Source organism: Streptomyces sp. SM1, from assembly GCF_002910825.1.
Lineage (GTDB): Bacteria > Actinomycetota > Actinomycetes > Streptomycetales > Streptomycetaceae > Streptomyces > Streptomyces okerensis.
On the sequence record NZ_NEUB01000928.1, the window covers coordinates 1 to 13,924 of the forward strand.

The 13,924-nt window shown below is 71.2% G+C and carries 12 protein-coding genes and 5 pseudogenes; 7 read left to right on the forward strand and 10 right to left on the reverse strand.

All coding sequences use genetic code 11. The features are described 5' to 3' along the window. Window positions 1-304 (forward strand): transposase (locus tag B9S61_RS31815; RefSeq protein ID WP_146064897.1); only part of this gene is annotated, 304 nt, incomplete at its 5' end. A gap of 55 nt (window positions 305-359) precedes the next feature. Beyond that, a pseudogene (locus B9S61_RS31820) lies at window positions 360-1,187 on the forward strand (hypothetical protein); the annotation flags it as partial. Here the strand turns inward: B9S61_RS31820 and B9S61_RS31825 are convergent. The 4 genes and pseudogenes from B9S61_RS31825 to B9S61_RS31840 form a co-directional block, all read right to left on the reverse strand. Further along, window positions 1,178-2,466: pseudogene (locus B9S61_RS31825) on the reverse strand (penicillin-binding transpeptidase domain-containing protein); the annotation flags it as partial. The pseudogenes B9S61_RS31820 and B9S61_RS31825 overlap by 10 nt on opposite strands. 65 nt (window positions 2,467-2,531) lie before the next feature. Beyond that, window positions 2,532-3,005 (reverse strand): annotated as a pseudogene (locus B9S61_RS31830) (LuxR C-terminal-related transcriptional regulator); the annotation flags it as partial. Between the two features lie 109 nt (window positions 3,006-3,114). Continuing rightward, complete coding sequence (locus B9S61_RS31835; RefSeq protein ID WP_103545296.1) at window positions 3,115-3,588, reverse strand: GNAT family N-acetyltransferase; 474 nt, start codon at window positions 3,586-3,588, stop codon at window positions 3,115-3,117. A 3-nt stretch (window positions 3,589-3,591) separates the two neighbouring features. Continuing rightward, on the reverse strand, window positions 3,592-4,365 hold the full coding sequence (locus B9S61_RS31840; RefSeq protein ID WP_103545297.1) for an IclR family transcriptional regulator: 774 nt from the start codon (window positions 4,363-4,365) through the stop codon (window positions 3,592-3,594). A gap of 139 nt (window positions 4,366-4,504) precedes the next feature. Between B9S61_RS31840 and B9S61_RS31845 the strand changes: the two genes are divergently transcribed. Beyond that, a complete protein-coding gene (locus B9S61_RS31845) occupies window positions 4,505-6,034 on the forward strand; it encodes an aldehyde dehydrogenase (NADP(+)) (protein ID WP_103545298.1) in 1,530 nt (509 codons plus the stop codon). 6 nt (window positions 6,035-6,040) lie between these two features. Here the strand turns inward: B9S61_RS31845 and B9S61_RS31850 are convergent. Continuing rightward, window positions 6,041-6,307 (reverse strand): annotated as a pseudogene (locus B9S61_RS31850) (response regulator transcription factor); the annotation flags it as partial. A 403-nt stretch (window positions 6,308-6,710) separates the two neighbouring features. On the opposite strand from B9S61_RS31850, the gene B9S61_RS31860 reads away from it, so the two are divergent. The 4 genes from B9S61_RS31860 (at window position 6,711) to B9S61_RS31875 (ending at window position 9,947) form a co-directional block, all read left to right on the forward strand. After that, window positions 6,711-7,307 (forward strand): hypothetical protein, encoded by a 597-nt coding sequence (locus B9S61_RS31860; protein WP_258039967.1) that lies wholly within the window; start codon window positions 6,711-6,713, stop codon window positions 7,305-7,307. A 53-nt stretch (window positions 7,308-7,360) separates the two neighbouring features. Further along, on the forward strand, window positions 7,361-7,969 hold the full coding sequence (locus B9S61_RS31865) for a DUF1349 domain-containing protein (protein WP_103545299.1): 609 nt from the start codon (window positions 7,361-7,363) through the stop codon (window positions 7,967-7,969). Window positions 7,970-8,087: 118 nt separating this feature from the next. Then, a complete protein-coding gene (locus B9S61_RS31870; protein ID WP_103545300.1) occupies window positions 8,088-8,798 on the forward strand; it encodes a DsbA family oxidoreductase in 711 nt (236 codons plus the stop codon). 96 nt (window positions 8,799-8,894) lie between these two features. Then, window positions 8,895-9,947 carry an aminotransferase class V-fold PLP-dependent enzyme gene (locus B9S61_RS31875; protein WP_103545301.1) on the forward strand — a complete coding sequence of 351 codons (1,053 nt, stop codon included), beginning with the start codon at window positions 8,895-8,897 and terminating at the stop codon, window positions 9,945-9,947. A 101-nt stretch (window positions 9,948-10,048) separates the two neighbouring features. On the opposite strand, the gene thpD is transcribed toward B9S61_RS31875, so the two are convergent. From thpD to B9S61_RS31900, 5 genes and pseudogenes are all read right to left on the reverse strand, one after another. Next, window positions 10,049-10,945, reverse strand: coding sequence for an ectoine hydroxylase (gene thpD, locus B9S61_RS31880; protein WP_103545302.1), 897 nt, complete (start codon window positions 10,943-10,945; stop codon window positions 10,049-10,051). A gap of 6 nt (window positions 10,946-10,951) precedes the next feature. Continuing rightward, entirely contained in the window at window positions 10,952-11,350 is a 399-nt protein-coding gene (locus B9S61_RS31885; RefSeq protein ID WP_103545303.1) for an ectoine synthase, read from the reverse strand. A 35-nt stretch (window positions 11,351-11,385) separates the two neighbouring features. Further along, window positions 11,386-12,657 (reverse strand): diaminobutyrate--2-oxoglutarate transaminase, encoded by a 1,272-nt coding sequence (gene ectB / locus B9S61_RS31890; protein ID WP_103545304.1) that lies wholly within the window; start codon window positions 12,655-12,657, stop codon window positions 11,386-11,388. A gap of 72 nt (window positions 12,658-12,729) precedes the next feature. Next, on the reverse strand, window positions 12,730-13,236 hold the full coding sequence (ectA, locus tag B9S61_RS31895; protein ID WP_103545305.1) for a diaminobutyrate acetyltransferase: 507 nt from the start codon (window positions 13,234-13,236) through the stop codon (window positions 12,730-12,732). A 444-nt stretch (window positions 13,237-13,680) separates the two neighbouring features. Then, window positions 13,681-13,924 (reverse strand): annotated as a pseudogene (locus B9S61_RS31900) (alanine--glyoxylate aminotransferase family protein); the annotation flags it as partial.

Here is a 13,924-nt window from a genome sequence, read left to right on the forward strand (position 1 = left end):
CCTCGCCTCCTACGCCGGACTGGCCCCCACCACGAAGCAGTCGGGCACCTCCATCCACGGCGAACACGCACCCCGAGGCGGCAACCGGCAACTCAAACGGGCGATGTTCCTGTCCGCCTTCGCCTGCATGAACGCCGACCCGGCCTCCCGCACCTACTACGACCGCCAGCGAGCCCGCGGCAAGACCCACACCCAAGCCCTCCTCCGCCTCGCCCGCCAGCGCATCAGCGTCCTGTTCGCCATGCTCCGCGACGGCACCTTCTACGAACCCCGGACACCGAAAGACGTCGAGCTCGCCGCATAACCCCAGCAACACCGAACCACCCCAAACCCGACAAGGGTGCCTTGACGAAGGACATAGAGGCACCCCCCCCCGTCACCCGCGCCACGGCGTCGTCACCGCCGAACACGCGGCCGTGCTCTACCCGGCGGGCGAGGACCGCTGGTCGGGCCGCGCCCTGCGTCCCTACGCGGCCGGTGACTGGGCACCCGGCGACGCCTTCGGCGAGGCGGCCGCCGCGCTCACGGACGCGGGCCTGGAGGTGCACACCTGGGTGGTACTCGCCCACAACTCCCGCCTCGGCGCCGAGCATCCGTCGACCTCGGTGGTCAACGCCTACGGCGACCGCTACCCCTGGGCCCCGTGCATCGCCCAGCCCGCCACGCGCGCCTACCTGACCGGCCTGGCCGCCGAGGCGGCGGTCCGCCCCGGCGCCCGCGGCGCCGAACTGGAGTCCCTCGGCTGGTACGGGCTCGCCCATCTGCACGCCCACGACAAGACCGCCGGCGTCGGCCTCGGGGACGCCGGGCAGTACCTGATGTCCCTGTGCTTCTGCCCGTCCTGCCGCGACGGCTACGGGGCCCGCGGCCTGGACGCCGACGAACTCGCCGCCTCCGTACGTACCGCGCTGGAGCCGGTGTGGCAGGGAGCGCCCTCCGACGGCGGCTGGGCGCGCGTCGCGAGCCTCCTCGGCGAGACCCCGGCGACCGTCACCCGCGCGTGGCGCGACGAGACGGCCCGCACACTCCAGGAGCAGGCGGTCACCGCCGTACGGGAGGAAGCACCCGAAGGCTTCCAGGTGTTGTTGCACGCGGACGCGGTCTCCTACCACTGCGGCGCCAACGCGGGCGTCGACCCGGCACACATCCTCTCCGTCGCCGACGGCGTGGTCGTCCCCTGCACCGGCTTCTCGCCGTGCTGCGCGGTGCCGGTCTTGCCGCCCACGGTGGCGCCGGAGATCCGCGCGTTCGACCCCGTGCCCTCGTCGACGACCGTCTCCATCGCCGACCGGAGCTGCTCCGCGGTCGAGGAGCTGACGATCCGCTCGGTCCCCGCCGCGTCGTCGTAGTCCCTCAGCACATCGCCGCCGCTGTCGGTGATCTGCCCGACCATGTGCGGCGAGACCAGCTCGCCGCCGTTCGCGATCGCCGCGGACACCATCGCCATCTGCAGCGGGGTGGCGGTCACGTCGAACTGGCCGATACCGGTCAGCGCGGTCTGCGACGGCTCCATGTCCGAGGGGTAGACGCTGGTGTGGGCGCGCACCGGCACGTCCTGCGTCCCGTCGTTGAAGCCGAACCTCTCGGCCGTCTCCCGCACCGTGTCCTCGCCGAGGCCGACGGCCATCTTCGCGAAGACGTTGTTGCACGAGTACTGCAGCGCGACCCGGATGGAGGCGTCCTCACAGGGGGCGTTCGGGTTCTCGTTGGTGAGGTCCATGACCGTGCCCGGCAGCGTGTACGGGTCGGGGCTGTCGGTCCTCTCGTCCACCGACGCGTACAGCCCCTCCTCCAGCGCGGCCGCCGCGACGACCAGCTTGAACGTCGAGCCCGGCGGCAGCGGCTGCCGCAGTGCCCGGTTGGTGAGCGGCTTGTCCGGGTCCCCGGTGAGCCTCTCCCAGGCCTCGCCCGCCGTGTTGGCGTCGGTCAGCGACTCCGGGTCGTACGAGGGGGTCGACACCACCGCGAGGATCCGGCCGGTCTGCGGGTCGATGGCGACCGCCGCGCCCTTCTTGTCGCCCAGCGCCTCGTACGCCGCCTTCTGCACGGCCGGATCGATGGTCGTCACCACGTTGCCCGGGTCGGCGCGCCGGCCGGTGACGGTGTCCATCACCGTCTTCAGCCGGGGGTCCGTGCCGTTGAGCAGACCGGCGTAGATGCCCTCCAGCTGCGTCGGGGCGTAGGCCTGCGAGGCGTAGCCCGTCACCGCCGCGTAGAGCGGGCCGTTCTCGTACGTGCGTCTGTAGGTGAGGTCGCCTCCCTCCGTGCGCGCCGAGCCGGTGACCGACTCGCCCGCCACGACGATGTTCCCGAGCGGCTCCGCGTACGTCTCGATCGCGTTGCGCCGGTTCCCCTGTCGTCCGCCAGTGCCCGGCCCTCGTAGAACTGCACCCAGGTCGCCCTGATCAGCAGGGTGAACACCAGCAGCAGCGTGAAGACCGAGGCACGCCTGATCGTCTTGTTCATCGCGTTCGGACAGACGAACGGGAGGGGATGAATCGTTCCCTTCCGGCCGATTTCTCATCGGGCGTTCATAAAAGCCGGCCGGCCGCTCGTCCCTCCCGCAGGAACCCCGCCTCGTACGCCGCGATGACGGCCTGGGTGCGGTCCCGGGTGCCCGTCTTGGCCAGCACCGAGGCGACATGGGTCTTCACCGTTGCGGCGCCGACCTCCATCCGCCGGGCGATCTCCGCGTTGGTCAGCCCGCCCGCCATGTGCCGCAGCACCTCGCTCTCGCGTCCGGTCAGCCGCGCCACCCAGGCGGGAGGCGCGGGGCGGGTCCGCGCGTGCTCGGTGGCGAGTGTGCGCACGGCAGCGGGGAACAGCAGCGTGTCGCTGCGGGCCACCAGCCGCACCGCCCCGACCAGCGCGTCGGCCTCCGCCCGCTTGAGGAGGAACCCCGCGGCTCCGGCGCGCAGGGCGTCGTACACGTAGGAGTCGTTCTCGAAGGTGGTGACGACGACGATCCGGGGCGGCGGGTCGAGACCGGCGAGGATCTGCTCGGTGACGGCGGGGGCGAGTGTCTGCGACATGCCCCCCACGGTCCCGCGCGGGGGCCTGCCGCCACGTCCCGCACGGTGACGATCCGCCTCCGCCGCGCGGGGGAGGGCCGGGTCAGCCCTCCAGAGTGAGCACGAGCTCCTCGATCTCCGTCCCCCGCGCGGGGGCGTACGCGGTGGCCCGCGCGGAGACCACGAAACCGCACCGCTCCAGCACCCGCCGCGACCCGGCGTTGTCGGCGGCCACGCGCGCGTACAGCGGGCGTTCGTCCACCTCGGCCAGCAGGGCGCGCAGCGCGGCCGTGGCGATGCCCTTGCCCCAGTAGGCGCGGTCGACCCAGTACGTCACCTCGCGCTCACCCGCCTCCCCGTACACCGCCGCGTTCCCCACCACGTCCCCGTCGCCGAGCACGGTGCGCGCCACGATCTCCGGGGAGCTGCGGATGTGTGCCCAGTGGGCGTCGAAGCGGTCCCGGTCGGCCGGGTCCTGCGGGGTGAAGGCGGCCATGCGCAGCGCCTCCGGGTCGTTCGACTGCCGGAAGAAGACCGGCAGATCGCTGTCGTGCACCGGTCGCAGGGCGATGTCCACGGGTCAGAGCCTCCGGGTGGCCAGGGCGAGCCGGTCGCGGGCGTCGAACAGGGCGTCCTTGACCAGCTGCTCGTGCGCGGGGGTGAGCCGGGCCACCGGCACCGAGCAGCTGATCGCGTCCCGCGCGGGGGTGCGGTACGGGATCGCCACACCGAAGCAGCGCAGCCCCAGCGTGTTCTCCTCGCGGTCCACCGCGAAGCCCTGCTCCCGTACCTGGTGCAGCTCCTCGATGAGCCGCTCCCGGTCGGTGATGGTGTGCTCGGTCAGCGCGGGCAGCGTCTCCGGGAGCATCTTGCGCACCTGCTCGTCCGCGTACGTGCTCAGCAGCGCCTTGCCCAGCGACGTCGAGTGCGCGGGCAGCCGGCGGCCGACCCGGGTGAACGGGCGCAGGTAGTGCTGGGACTGGCGGGTGGCGAGATAGACGACGTTGGTGCCGTCGAGCCGGGCGAGGTGGATGGTCTCGGTGGTGTCGTCCGAGAGCCGGTCCAGCGTGGGCCGGGCGGCCGCGACGACCTCGTCGCCGTCGATGTACGACGTGCCCACCAGCAGCGCCCGGACGCCGATGCCGTACCGCGTGCCCGTCGCGTCCGTCTCCACCCAGCCGAGCTCCACGAGGGTGCGCAGCAGCATGTAGAGGCTCGACTTGGGGTACCCGACGGCCTCCTGGACCGCCGCCAGGGAGTGCATGCCGGGGCGCCCGGCGAAGTATTCGAGCAGTTCAACGGTCCGCACCGCGGACTTGACCTGCGCCCCGCCGCCTGTCTCGCCAGCCGACATCGCCCTTGACCCCTTCGTTCGCCGGAAATAGTCTCCGAAGTACATTCATCTACAGAGACAGCGTTCAGTATATCGAACGCGCTGTGGGATGACGTACATACTGCGGCATCTCATGCGGCAATCAAGTGGAGGGACCCCGGTGGCAGCAGCACCAGTCTGGAGTGTCGACCCCCGAACCGGGAAGCAGCGCGAACAGGTTGCGGTGGAGGCCACAGCCCGGGAGGTGGACGCCGCCGTCCGCGCCGCGCACGACGCGCGCGGCGCGCTGACGGACCGCACCGTCCGCGCGGCCTTCCTGCGCACGGCCGCCGGTGAACTCGAGGCGGCCCGCGACCAGCTCGTCGAGGCCGCCGACGCGGAGACCGCGCTCGGCCCGGCCCGGCTCACCGGCGAACTCGCCCGCACCTGCTACCAGCTGCGCGCCTTCGCCGGCATCGTCGACGAGGGCGCCTTCCTCGACGTCGTCATCGACCACCCCGACGACACCGCGACCCCGCCCGTCCCGGACCTGCGCCGCTACAAGATCCCGCTGGGCGTCGTCGCCGTCTACTCCGCCTCCAACTTCCCCTTCGCCTTCTCCGTGGCCGGCGGCGACACCGCCAGCGCGCTCGCGGCCGGCTGCCCGGTCGTCGTCAAGGCCCACCCCGACCACCCCGGACTGTCGGAGCTGGTCGCCAAGGTGCTGCGCCGGGCCGCGGCCCGGCACGGTCTTCCCGAGGGCGTACTCGGGCTGGTGCACGGCTTCGAGGCCGGCATCGGGCTGATCGGGCACCCGCTGGTCTCGGCGGCCGGCTTCACCGGCTCCGTCCGCGGCGGCCGGGCCCTCTTCGACGCGGCCGCCGCCCGGCCGGTCCCCATCCCCTTCCACGGCGAACTGGGCTCCCTGAACCCGGTCGTCGTCACCGAGGCCGCCGCCGCCGAGCGCGGGGAGGCCATCGGCGCCGGGCTCGCCGGCTCGATGACGCTGGGCGTCGGGCAGTTCTGTGTGAAGCCGGGACTCGTCCTCGCCCCCGCCGGACCGGCCGGCGACGGACTGCTCAAGTCCCTCACGGAGGCGGTCAGCGACACCGACGCGGGCGTCCTGCTCGATCGCCGCATGCGCGACAACTTCGTCGCCGGGGTCGCCGAGCGCGCCGGACTGCCCGGCGTGGAGTCCCCGGTCACCCCGGGCGCCGGCGGCGAGCATACCGTCGGCGCGGGCTTCCTCACCGTCCCCGCGAGCCGGCTGGCACAGGAGGGCGCGCACGACCTGCTCCTGGAGGAGTGCTTCGGGCCGGTCACCGTGGTGGCCCGGTACGAGGACGACAGCGAGGTGCGCGGCGTGCTGTCGCGGCTGCCGGGCAACCTCACGGCGACCGTGCAGCTGTCCGCCGGGGAGGCGGCGGGTGAGGGCCGCGGGGCCGAACTGGTCCGGGAGCTCACGCCGTTGGCGGGACGCGTGCTGGTGAACGGCTGGCCGACGGGCGTCGCGGTCGCCCCGGCCCAGCACCACGGCGGCCCGTACCCGGCGACGACCTCGACGTCCACGTCGGTGGGCGGGACGGCCGTCGAACGGTGGCTGCGGCCGGTCGTCTACCAGACCACGCCGGAGGCGCTGCTGCCCGCGGAACTCAGGGACGACAACCCGCTGGGGCTGCCCCGGAGGTTCAACGGCACGCTGGAGCGCTGAGGCGGCTCACCCGGCGGTCGGCTCCAGGCCCGCGTCGCGGGCCAGGAGCGCCGCCTGCACCCTGTTGTGGCAGTCGAGCTTGGTCAGGATGCGGCTGACGTACGTCTTCACCGTGGCCTCGCTCATGTGCAGCCGGGCCCCGGCGTCCGCGTTGGACAGGCCCTCACCGAGCAGGGCCAGTACCTGGCGTTCGCGTTCTGTCAGGCCGGCCAGGCGCCGGCGCGCCTCCTCGCCGCGCACGGTGGCGGCGGGGGAGGCGAGGGAGTCCACCAAGGGCCAGGGCACCGGCCCGCGCGAGAGATCCGGTCTCCACCGTGTAGAGCAGCCCCGCGAGTCCGGAGAGCACCACGACGAGCACGATCTCCCCGACGACCCGCCTGCGGGTCCAGGGCGAGGCGGCGGCGAGCCGGGAACGGAACGACCGACGGGCGGGTGGTATCTCTTCTGGGGCCACGCGCAGACCATAGAGGGCCGCCCCCGGGTGCCCGCATCCCCCCTTCGGCGCGGAGCCGGACGACGAAAGAGAACACGCGTCCGCCGCCGGCCCTGTCCTCTTTGGTCGCTGCGCCCGACGACCTACGGAGACTGCTCCGGACCGTGAGGCGGGGCGAGGATGGCTCCGCCGGACGCGAACGTGAGCGACGGCCCCGGATACCGACGACTTGGGAGTACAGCGGTGGACAGCACGCGAAGGCACGCGAACGACCGTTTCACCGTGCGGCAGAAGACCACCCTGATGATCAACCGGTACGTCGTGACCGAGACGCTGCCGGACGGCTCCGACGGCAAGGTTCTCGCCTTCGCCGCGCAGAAGCGGATGTCGCTCAAGGAGCAGATGACGTTCTACACCGACGAGTCCAGGCGGCAGGTCCTGTTCACCGCCTCGGCACGCCAGGTCGTCGACCTCAACGCCGTCTACGACGTGCGCGACGCGGGCGGAGACCCGGTCGGTACGTTCGGCAAGAGGTTCGGCGCCTCCCTGCTGCGTTCGACGTGGGAGATGGAGCAGCCGGGCTCGGTCGCCGCCGTCGGGCACGAACGCAACCGGTTCGTCGCGGTGGCACGCCGGCTCCGGGGTCTGGTGCCGCTCGACTTCGTGCCGTTCATGTGGCCGTACCACTTCGACTTCACCTCGGACGGCAAGCCCGTGATGCGGGTCGACAAGAAGTTCGGGCTGCGCGACCGCTATGTCGTCGACGTGCAGTCGCCCGCGCTCGACCTGCGCCTCGCCATCGCCCAGGCCGTGGCCCTGGACGCCCTCCAGTCCCGCTGACCGGGACGTCACCCCCGGCCGCGGCGCCGGACTCCGCCTGGGACAATCCCGTCATGGACCTGAAAATAGCCGAACTCCCCTTCCCCTTGCGCACCTACGGCCCCGACGGCTCCTGGTCCTACGAGGACGGCGTCCTCAGCGGATGGGCCGGACCCCGGCAGGACCGTTTCGTGCCGCCCACCGACGAGGCACTGGACCCGGCCGCCGACGCGCCGCGTCTCCTGGGCGCTCCCGAGGGCGACTTCCAGCTCATCGCGCGGGTCACGGTCGGCTTCGCGGGCTCCTTCGACGCCGGGGTGCTGTACGTCCATGTCGGCGAGCGGGCCTGGGCCAAGCTCTGCCTGGAGTACTCCCCGGACGTGCCCACCGTCTGCACGGTGGTCACCCGGGGCCACTCCGACGACGCCAACTCCTTCACCGTCGAGGGCAGTTCCGTCTGGCTCCGGGTGAGCCGCACCGGCCGCGCCTTCGCCTTCCACGCCTCCCGCGACGGGGAGCACTGGACCTTCGTCCGGCTTTTCACCCTCGGCGGGGAGGAGGAGACCGGTGCCGCCCTGGTCGGCTTCATGACGCAGTCGCCGATGGGGGAGGGCTGTGTGGTGACCTTCGACCACCTCGAGTACCGGCTGCACTGGCCGCGTGATCTGCGCGACGGCAGCTGAGGGGAGGCCGGAAGGGCGGGAAGGGCCGGGGAGGGGGGAATGAAAGCAGCTGCTTGAATGTTCATGCAGTTGCCGGAGGGAGTCTCCGTACCGCCACGACCCTGGAGAGAGCCGACTCATGCGCGTCGAGATCTGGAGCGACATCGCCTGCCCCTGGTGCTATGTCGGAAAGGCCCGCTTCGAGAAGGCGCTCGCGTCCTTCCCGCACCGTGAGCAGGTCGAGGTGGTGCACCGTTCCTTCGAACTGGACCCCGGCCGGGCCAAGGGCGACATCCAGCCGGTGATCACCATGCTCACCAAGAAGTACGGCATGAGACCGGCACAGGCGGAGGCCGGTGAGGACAACCTGGGTGCCCAGGCCGCCGCCGAGGGTCTGCCCTACCGGACCCGGGGCCGGGACCACGGCGGCACCTTCGACATGCACCGCCTGCTGCACCACGCACGTGAGCAGGGCCGCCAGGAGGAGCTGCTCGACCTGCTCTACCGGGCGAACTTCGCCGAGGAACGGTCCGTCTTCGACGACGACGAACGGCTCGTCGAACTCGCCGGCGCCGCCGGCCTCGACACCGACGCCGTACGCGCGGTCCTCGCCGACCCCGGGGCCTACGCCGACGAGGTGCGCGCCGACGAACGCGAGGCCGCGGAACTCGGCGCGAACGGTGTGCCGTTCTTCGTGCTCGACCGCACGTACGGTGTCTCCGGCGCCCAGCCCGCGGAGGTCTTCGCCCAGGCACTCACCCGGGCCTGGGGCGAGCGCCCGGCCCTGAAGATGGCCGACGACGGCGCGCAGGTGTGTGGCCCGGACGGATGTGCCGTGCCGCAGCAGTAGAACGCGCAGGTCAGCCCGTACCCATAAGGCTTCCTTCGCGATACCGCGCAGATCTCGGCAATGGACGGGGGGCCGCCGGGGCCGCAGAGTGGTTCCATGGCAACCTTCGACCACCTCGTCCGTGCCGAGTTCGCCCCGGAGAACACCTACCTCAACACCGCGAGCAGTGCTCTCCTGCCCGCCCGTACCGTGACCGCGCTGCGGGACGCCGCACGGCTGCGTGCCCAGGGCCGCCCGCTGGATCCGCTGTTCGCCGATGTCGAGGCCTGCCGTGCCGCCTACGCCCGGCTGGCCGGCGTTCCCGTCCGGCGGGTCGCGGCCGGCGCGACGGTCGCCCTGCACACCGCGCTGATCGCGGCCTCGCTGCCGCCGGGATCCGAAGTCCTCACCGCGGAGGGCGACTTCACCTCCGTACTGAACCCCTTCCACACACGCGGCGACCTCAAGGTGCGGTCCGTGCCCCTGGAGCGGCTCGCCGACTCCGTACGCCCCGGCACCGCGCTCGTCGCGGTCAGCGCCGCACAGTCCGCCGACGGCCGGATCGCCGACCTCGCGGCGCTGCGCGAGGCGGCCCGCGGCCACGGGGCGCGCACCTACGTCGACTTCTCCCAGGCGGCCGGCTGGCTGCCGGTGACGGCCGACGCCTGCGACTACAGCGTCACCATCACCTACAAGTGGCTGCTCGGCCCGCACGGCGCGGCCTTCCTCGTCGTCCCGGAGGACTTCGGCGATCTGACACCGGTGCAGGCGGGCTGGGTCGCGGGGGAGAACCCCTGGGACAGCTGCTACGGCCCCGTCGCCGAACTCGCCCACTCCGCCAGGCGGTTCGACACCACTCCGGCCCTGCTCGACTACGCGGGACTGCGGACCTCCCTCGAACTCGTCGAGGAGATCGGCGTGGACGCCGTCCGCGCCCACGACCTGGCCCTCGCCGACCGCTTCCGCGCGGGCCTCGCCGGCCTGGGCCGCACACCCGTGCCGGCACCCGGCTCACCGATCGTGTCCGTGCCCGGACTCGGCGCCCTGCAGCCGGAGCTGGCGGCGGCCGGAATCCAGGTGTCGAACCGCGCGGGCAATCTGCGGGCGTCCTTCCACCTCTACAACACGGAGGACGACGTGGACCGGCTGCTCGACGTGCTGTCCGGCTGACCGGCTGCGAGGACACACGGCGGCGGGCCGGTGCCTCCCTGTCCCACACGAGGAGGCCCGGCCCGCGGTTCTGTGGTGCGCCTACGTCACCGTCGTCACGCCTACTTCACCGGGGTGAAGTCCCGTGCCCCGATGTACTCGGGCCGCCGGATCGGCGCGGAGAACGGCTCGACCGCCGCGTTCTCGACACTGTTGAACACGATGAACACGTTGCTGCGCGGGAACGGCGTGATGTTGTCGCCGGAGCCGTGCATGGCGTTGCAGTCGAACCAGGTCGCCGAGCCGGCCTTGCCGGTGAACAGCCTGATGCCGTACCCCGACGCCATCTTCGTCAGCGCCTCGTCGGACGGCGTCCCCGCGTCCTGCATCTGCAGGGACTTCTTGTAGTTGTCCTTCGGCGTGGCCCCCGCGCACCCGAGGAACGTCTTGTGCGACCCCGGCATGATCATGAGAGCGCCGTTGGTGTCGTAGTTCTCGGTGAGCGCGATCGAGACCGAGATCGTGCGCATGTTCGGCAGGCCGTCCTCGGCGTGCCAGGTCTCGAAGTCCGAGTGCCAGTAGAAGCCGCTGGCCCCGAAGCCCGGCTTGACGTTGATCCGCGACTGGTGGACGTAGACGTCCGAGCCGAGGATCTGCCGGGCCCGCCCGACGATCCGCTCGTCGCGCACCAGGTTCGCGAAGACCTCGCTGATCCGGTGCACTTCGAAGACGGACCGGATCTCCTTGGACTGCGGCTCGATGATCGAGCGGTCGTCCGCGCGGACGGCCGGGTCGGCGATGAGCCGCTCCAGCTCGTGCCGGTAGACGCTCACCTCGTCCGGCCCGATGAGCTGGTCGATGGCGAGGAAGCCGTCGCGGTCCAGGGACTGCAGATCACCGGCCGAGACGGGCCCGGGGGTGTCCGGGCCGCCCCAGACGACCGGGTCCTGCCTGGGGGTTGCCACCTCGGTGGCGCCGCGGGTGGGATAGAGATCAGTGACGTTCGTGGTCGTGGTCACGGTGACTCACACCTCCTCGGTGAGCAGCGGGTATACGCCGTTCTCGTCGTGGTCCTCCCGTCCGGTGACGGGCGGGTTGAAGACACAGATGCAGTGGAAGTCCTCCTTGACCTTGAGCGTGTGCCGCTCGTGGCCGTTGAGGAGGTACATGGTCCCCGGGGTGATGGTGTACGTCTCCCCGGTCTCGCGGTCGGTCAGTTCGGCCTCGCCCTTGGTGCAGACGACGGCCTCGATGTGGTTCGCGTACCACATCGACGTCTCGGTACCCGCGTACAGAATCGTCTCGTGCAGGGAGAAGCCGACCCTCTCCTTGGCGAGGACGATGCGCTTGCTCTCCCATGTGCCGGACGCCGATTTCACGTGCCGGTCGGTGCCTTCGAGCTCCTTGAACGAACGGACGATCACGGTGTTGCGATGCCTCCTCGGCTCGGATGCGTGTTTCAGGCGGTTTCGCGGACGGCGCGGGCGAGGGTCCTGAGGCCCTCGTCCAGCTCGTCCGGGGTGATGGTCAGCGACGGGAGCAGCTTGACGACCTCGCTCTCGGGGCCGGACGTCTCGATGAGCAGCCCGAGTTCGAAGGCGCGCTTGGCGATGCGGCCCGCGCGGTCCTTGTCGTGGAACTCCATGCCCCACACCAGGCCGCGGCCGCGGTACTCCTTGACGTCGGCGAGGTTCTCCTCGGTGATGGCGATCAGCGCCTGCTCGACCTGCTCGCCGCGCGAGCGGGTCTGCTTCTCCATCGCGGAGCCGTCGGCCCAGTACGCCTCCAGGGCCGCGGTGGCCGTGACGAAGGCGGGGTTGTTGCCGCGGAAGGTGCCGTTGTGCTCGCCCGGCTCCCAGACGTCCAGCTCGGGCTTGAACAGGGTGAGAGCCATCGGCAGCCCGTAGCCGCTGATCGACTTGGACACGGTGACGATGTCGGGCGTGATGCCGGCCTCCTCGAAGGAGAAGAAGGCACCGGTGCGGCCGCAGCCCATCTGGATGTCGTCGACGATGAGCAGCATGTCCTGGCGCTCGCACAGCTCGGCCAGGGCGCGCAGCCACTCGGGCCGGGCGACGTTGATGCCGCCCTCGCCCTGCACGGTCTCGACGATCACGGCGGCGGGCTTGTTGAGGCCCGAGCCCTGGTCCTCCAGGAGCCGCTCGAACCACAGGAAGTCGGGCACCTGGCCGTCGAAGTAGTTGTCGAACGGCATCGGCGTGCCGTGCACCAGCGGGATGCCGGCGCCGGCCCGCTTGAAGGCGTTGCCGGTCACGGCGAGCGAGCCCAGCGACATGCCGTGGAAGGCGTTGGTGAACGACACGATCGACTCGCGTCCCTTCACCTTCCGCGCCAGCTTCAGCGCGGACTCCACGGCGTTGGTGCCCGTCGGGCCCGGGAACATGACCTTGTACGGCAGGTCGCGCGGGCGCAGGATCCAGTTCTGGAAGGACTCCAGGAAGGCGCGCTTGGCCGTCGTCGACATGTCGAGGCCGTGGGTGACGCCGTCCCGCTCCAGGTAGTCGATCAGCGCGCGTTTCAGGACGGGGTTGTTGTGCCCGTAGTTGAGTGAGCCCGCTCCGGCGAAGAAGTCGAGGTACTCGTGGCCGTCCTCGTCGTACATGCGGCTGCCGTGCGCACGGTCGAAGACGGCGGGCCAGCCGCGGCAGTAGCTGCGTACCTCGGACTCGAGGGTCTCGAAGACGCTGAGGTCGGGCTGGGTGATGGTCACGACGAATCGCTCCTCGGTGGCGTGGGAGGTCAGAGGGAGTCGGAAGATCGGGGGAGGGCCGGTCCGGCCCGGTCAGAGCGCGAACGGCCCGATGCGGTACAGCACCTCGGGGTCGTGCGGCCCGTCGGGGAAACGGCCGGCGTCGAACAGCACCTCGCGCTCCAGCAGGGCGCCGTGGCGCTCCGCGAACGCGGTGAACAGGCGCTCGGACGCGGTGTTGTCCGGGGTGATGGTGGTCTCGAGGGTGTCCACCCCGTGTTCGGCGGCGGTCCGGCCGGCCAGGCCGTCGAGCAGGGCCGCGGCGAGTCCGCGACCGCGGTACGACGCGTCGACCGCGACCTGCCAGACGAACAGGGTGCCCGGGCTGTCGGGCCGCAGATATCCGCTGACGAAGCCGATCGGCTCTCCGCGCTCGTCGCGAGCGACGGCCGACGTGGCGGCGAAGTCACGGCACCACAGCAGATAGCTGTACGACGAGTTCAGGTCGAGGACCTTCGAGTCTTTGGCTATCCGCCACAGCACGGCTCCGTCCGCCACGGTCGGGCGGTCGATTTGCAGGTCTGCTTGTGCGGCAGTCATGCGAATTGAACTTACCCAGGTAAATTCAAAATTGCATCGTCTGTCGGGGTTACGTGCGCGCTCGATCTATGTTATCGCGCGAGCGAGCGGGCGGGCGCGAGATCGCGGCGGAATGCCGCGTTTGCCCTGGTGTGAAAGCCGCAAAACAGACATCTTGTGGATCCGATCACAAGTGTGTAACTCCCGTGACGGCCCGCTTCCCCTTCTCGAAATCGTGGCGTTTAGGACCGAAGAAAGCGGGCAGAAGAGAATGGGAAGCTGCCTCGTTGGATAATCAAAAGATAAGCGATGGATTGCCGTAGGGGAATGCTCCCGACAGATTTCGGAAATCTCCCGGAATTAGGCCCTCTCGCCGGCGCGTCCGGGCCGTCCGGGGAGTTCGCGGCACGAAGGAGGGGCGGGGGCGGAAACCTCTCGCCCCCGCCCCCGCCCCCTCGCCCGTGCTCAGTGCCAGGCGCCGTCCACCGCTTCCAGGGCCGCCGCCACGTCCACCGTCGAACCCGCGTCGGCCAGCGCGCCCCCCAGGCCCGTCAGGCATGCCCGCACCACATCCGCCGTCGCCCCCGGACCGTAGTGGTTGACCCGGATCATCTCCCCGGCGAGCGCGCCCCCGCCCGCGGCCAGGGGAAGCCCCGGGTCGACGGCCAGCGCGCGGGCCACCAGGTCCGCGGCCACCGTGCCGGGCGGG

Bases quoted from the DNA above. Each gene is read 5' to 3' on its own strand.
- B9S61_RS31840 (WP_103545297.1), bottom strand. From the start codon at position 4,365: ATGTCGGCTGGCGAGACAGGCGGCGGGGCGCAGGTCAAGTCCGCGGTG.
- B9S61_RS31865 (WP_103545299.1), top strand. From the start codon at position 7,361: ATGGACCTGAAAATAGCCGAACTCCCCTTCCCCTTGCGCACCTACGGC.
- B9S61_RS31870 (WP_103545300.1), top strand. From the start codon at position 8,088: ATGCGCGTCGAGATCTGGAGCGACATCGCCTGCCCCTGGTGCTATGTC.
- B9S61_RS31875 (WP_103545301.1), top strand. From the start codon at position 8,895: ATGGCAACCTTCGACCACCTCGTCCGTGCCGAGTTCGCCCCGGAGAAC.
- ectA (WP_103545305.1), bottom strand. From the start codon at position 13,236: ATGACTGCCGCACAAGCAGACCTGCAAATCGACCGCCCGACCGTGGCG.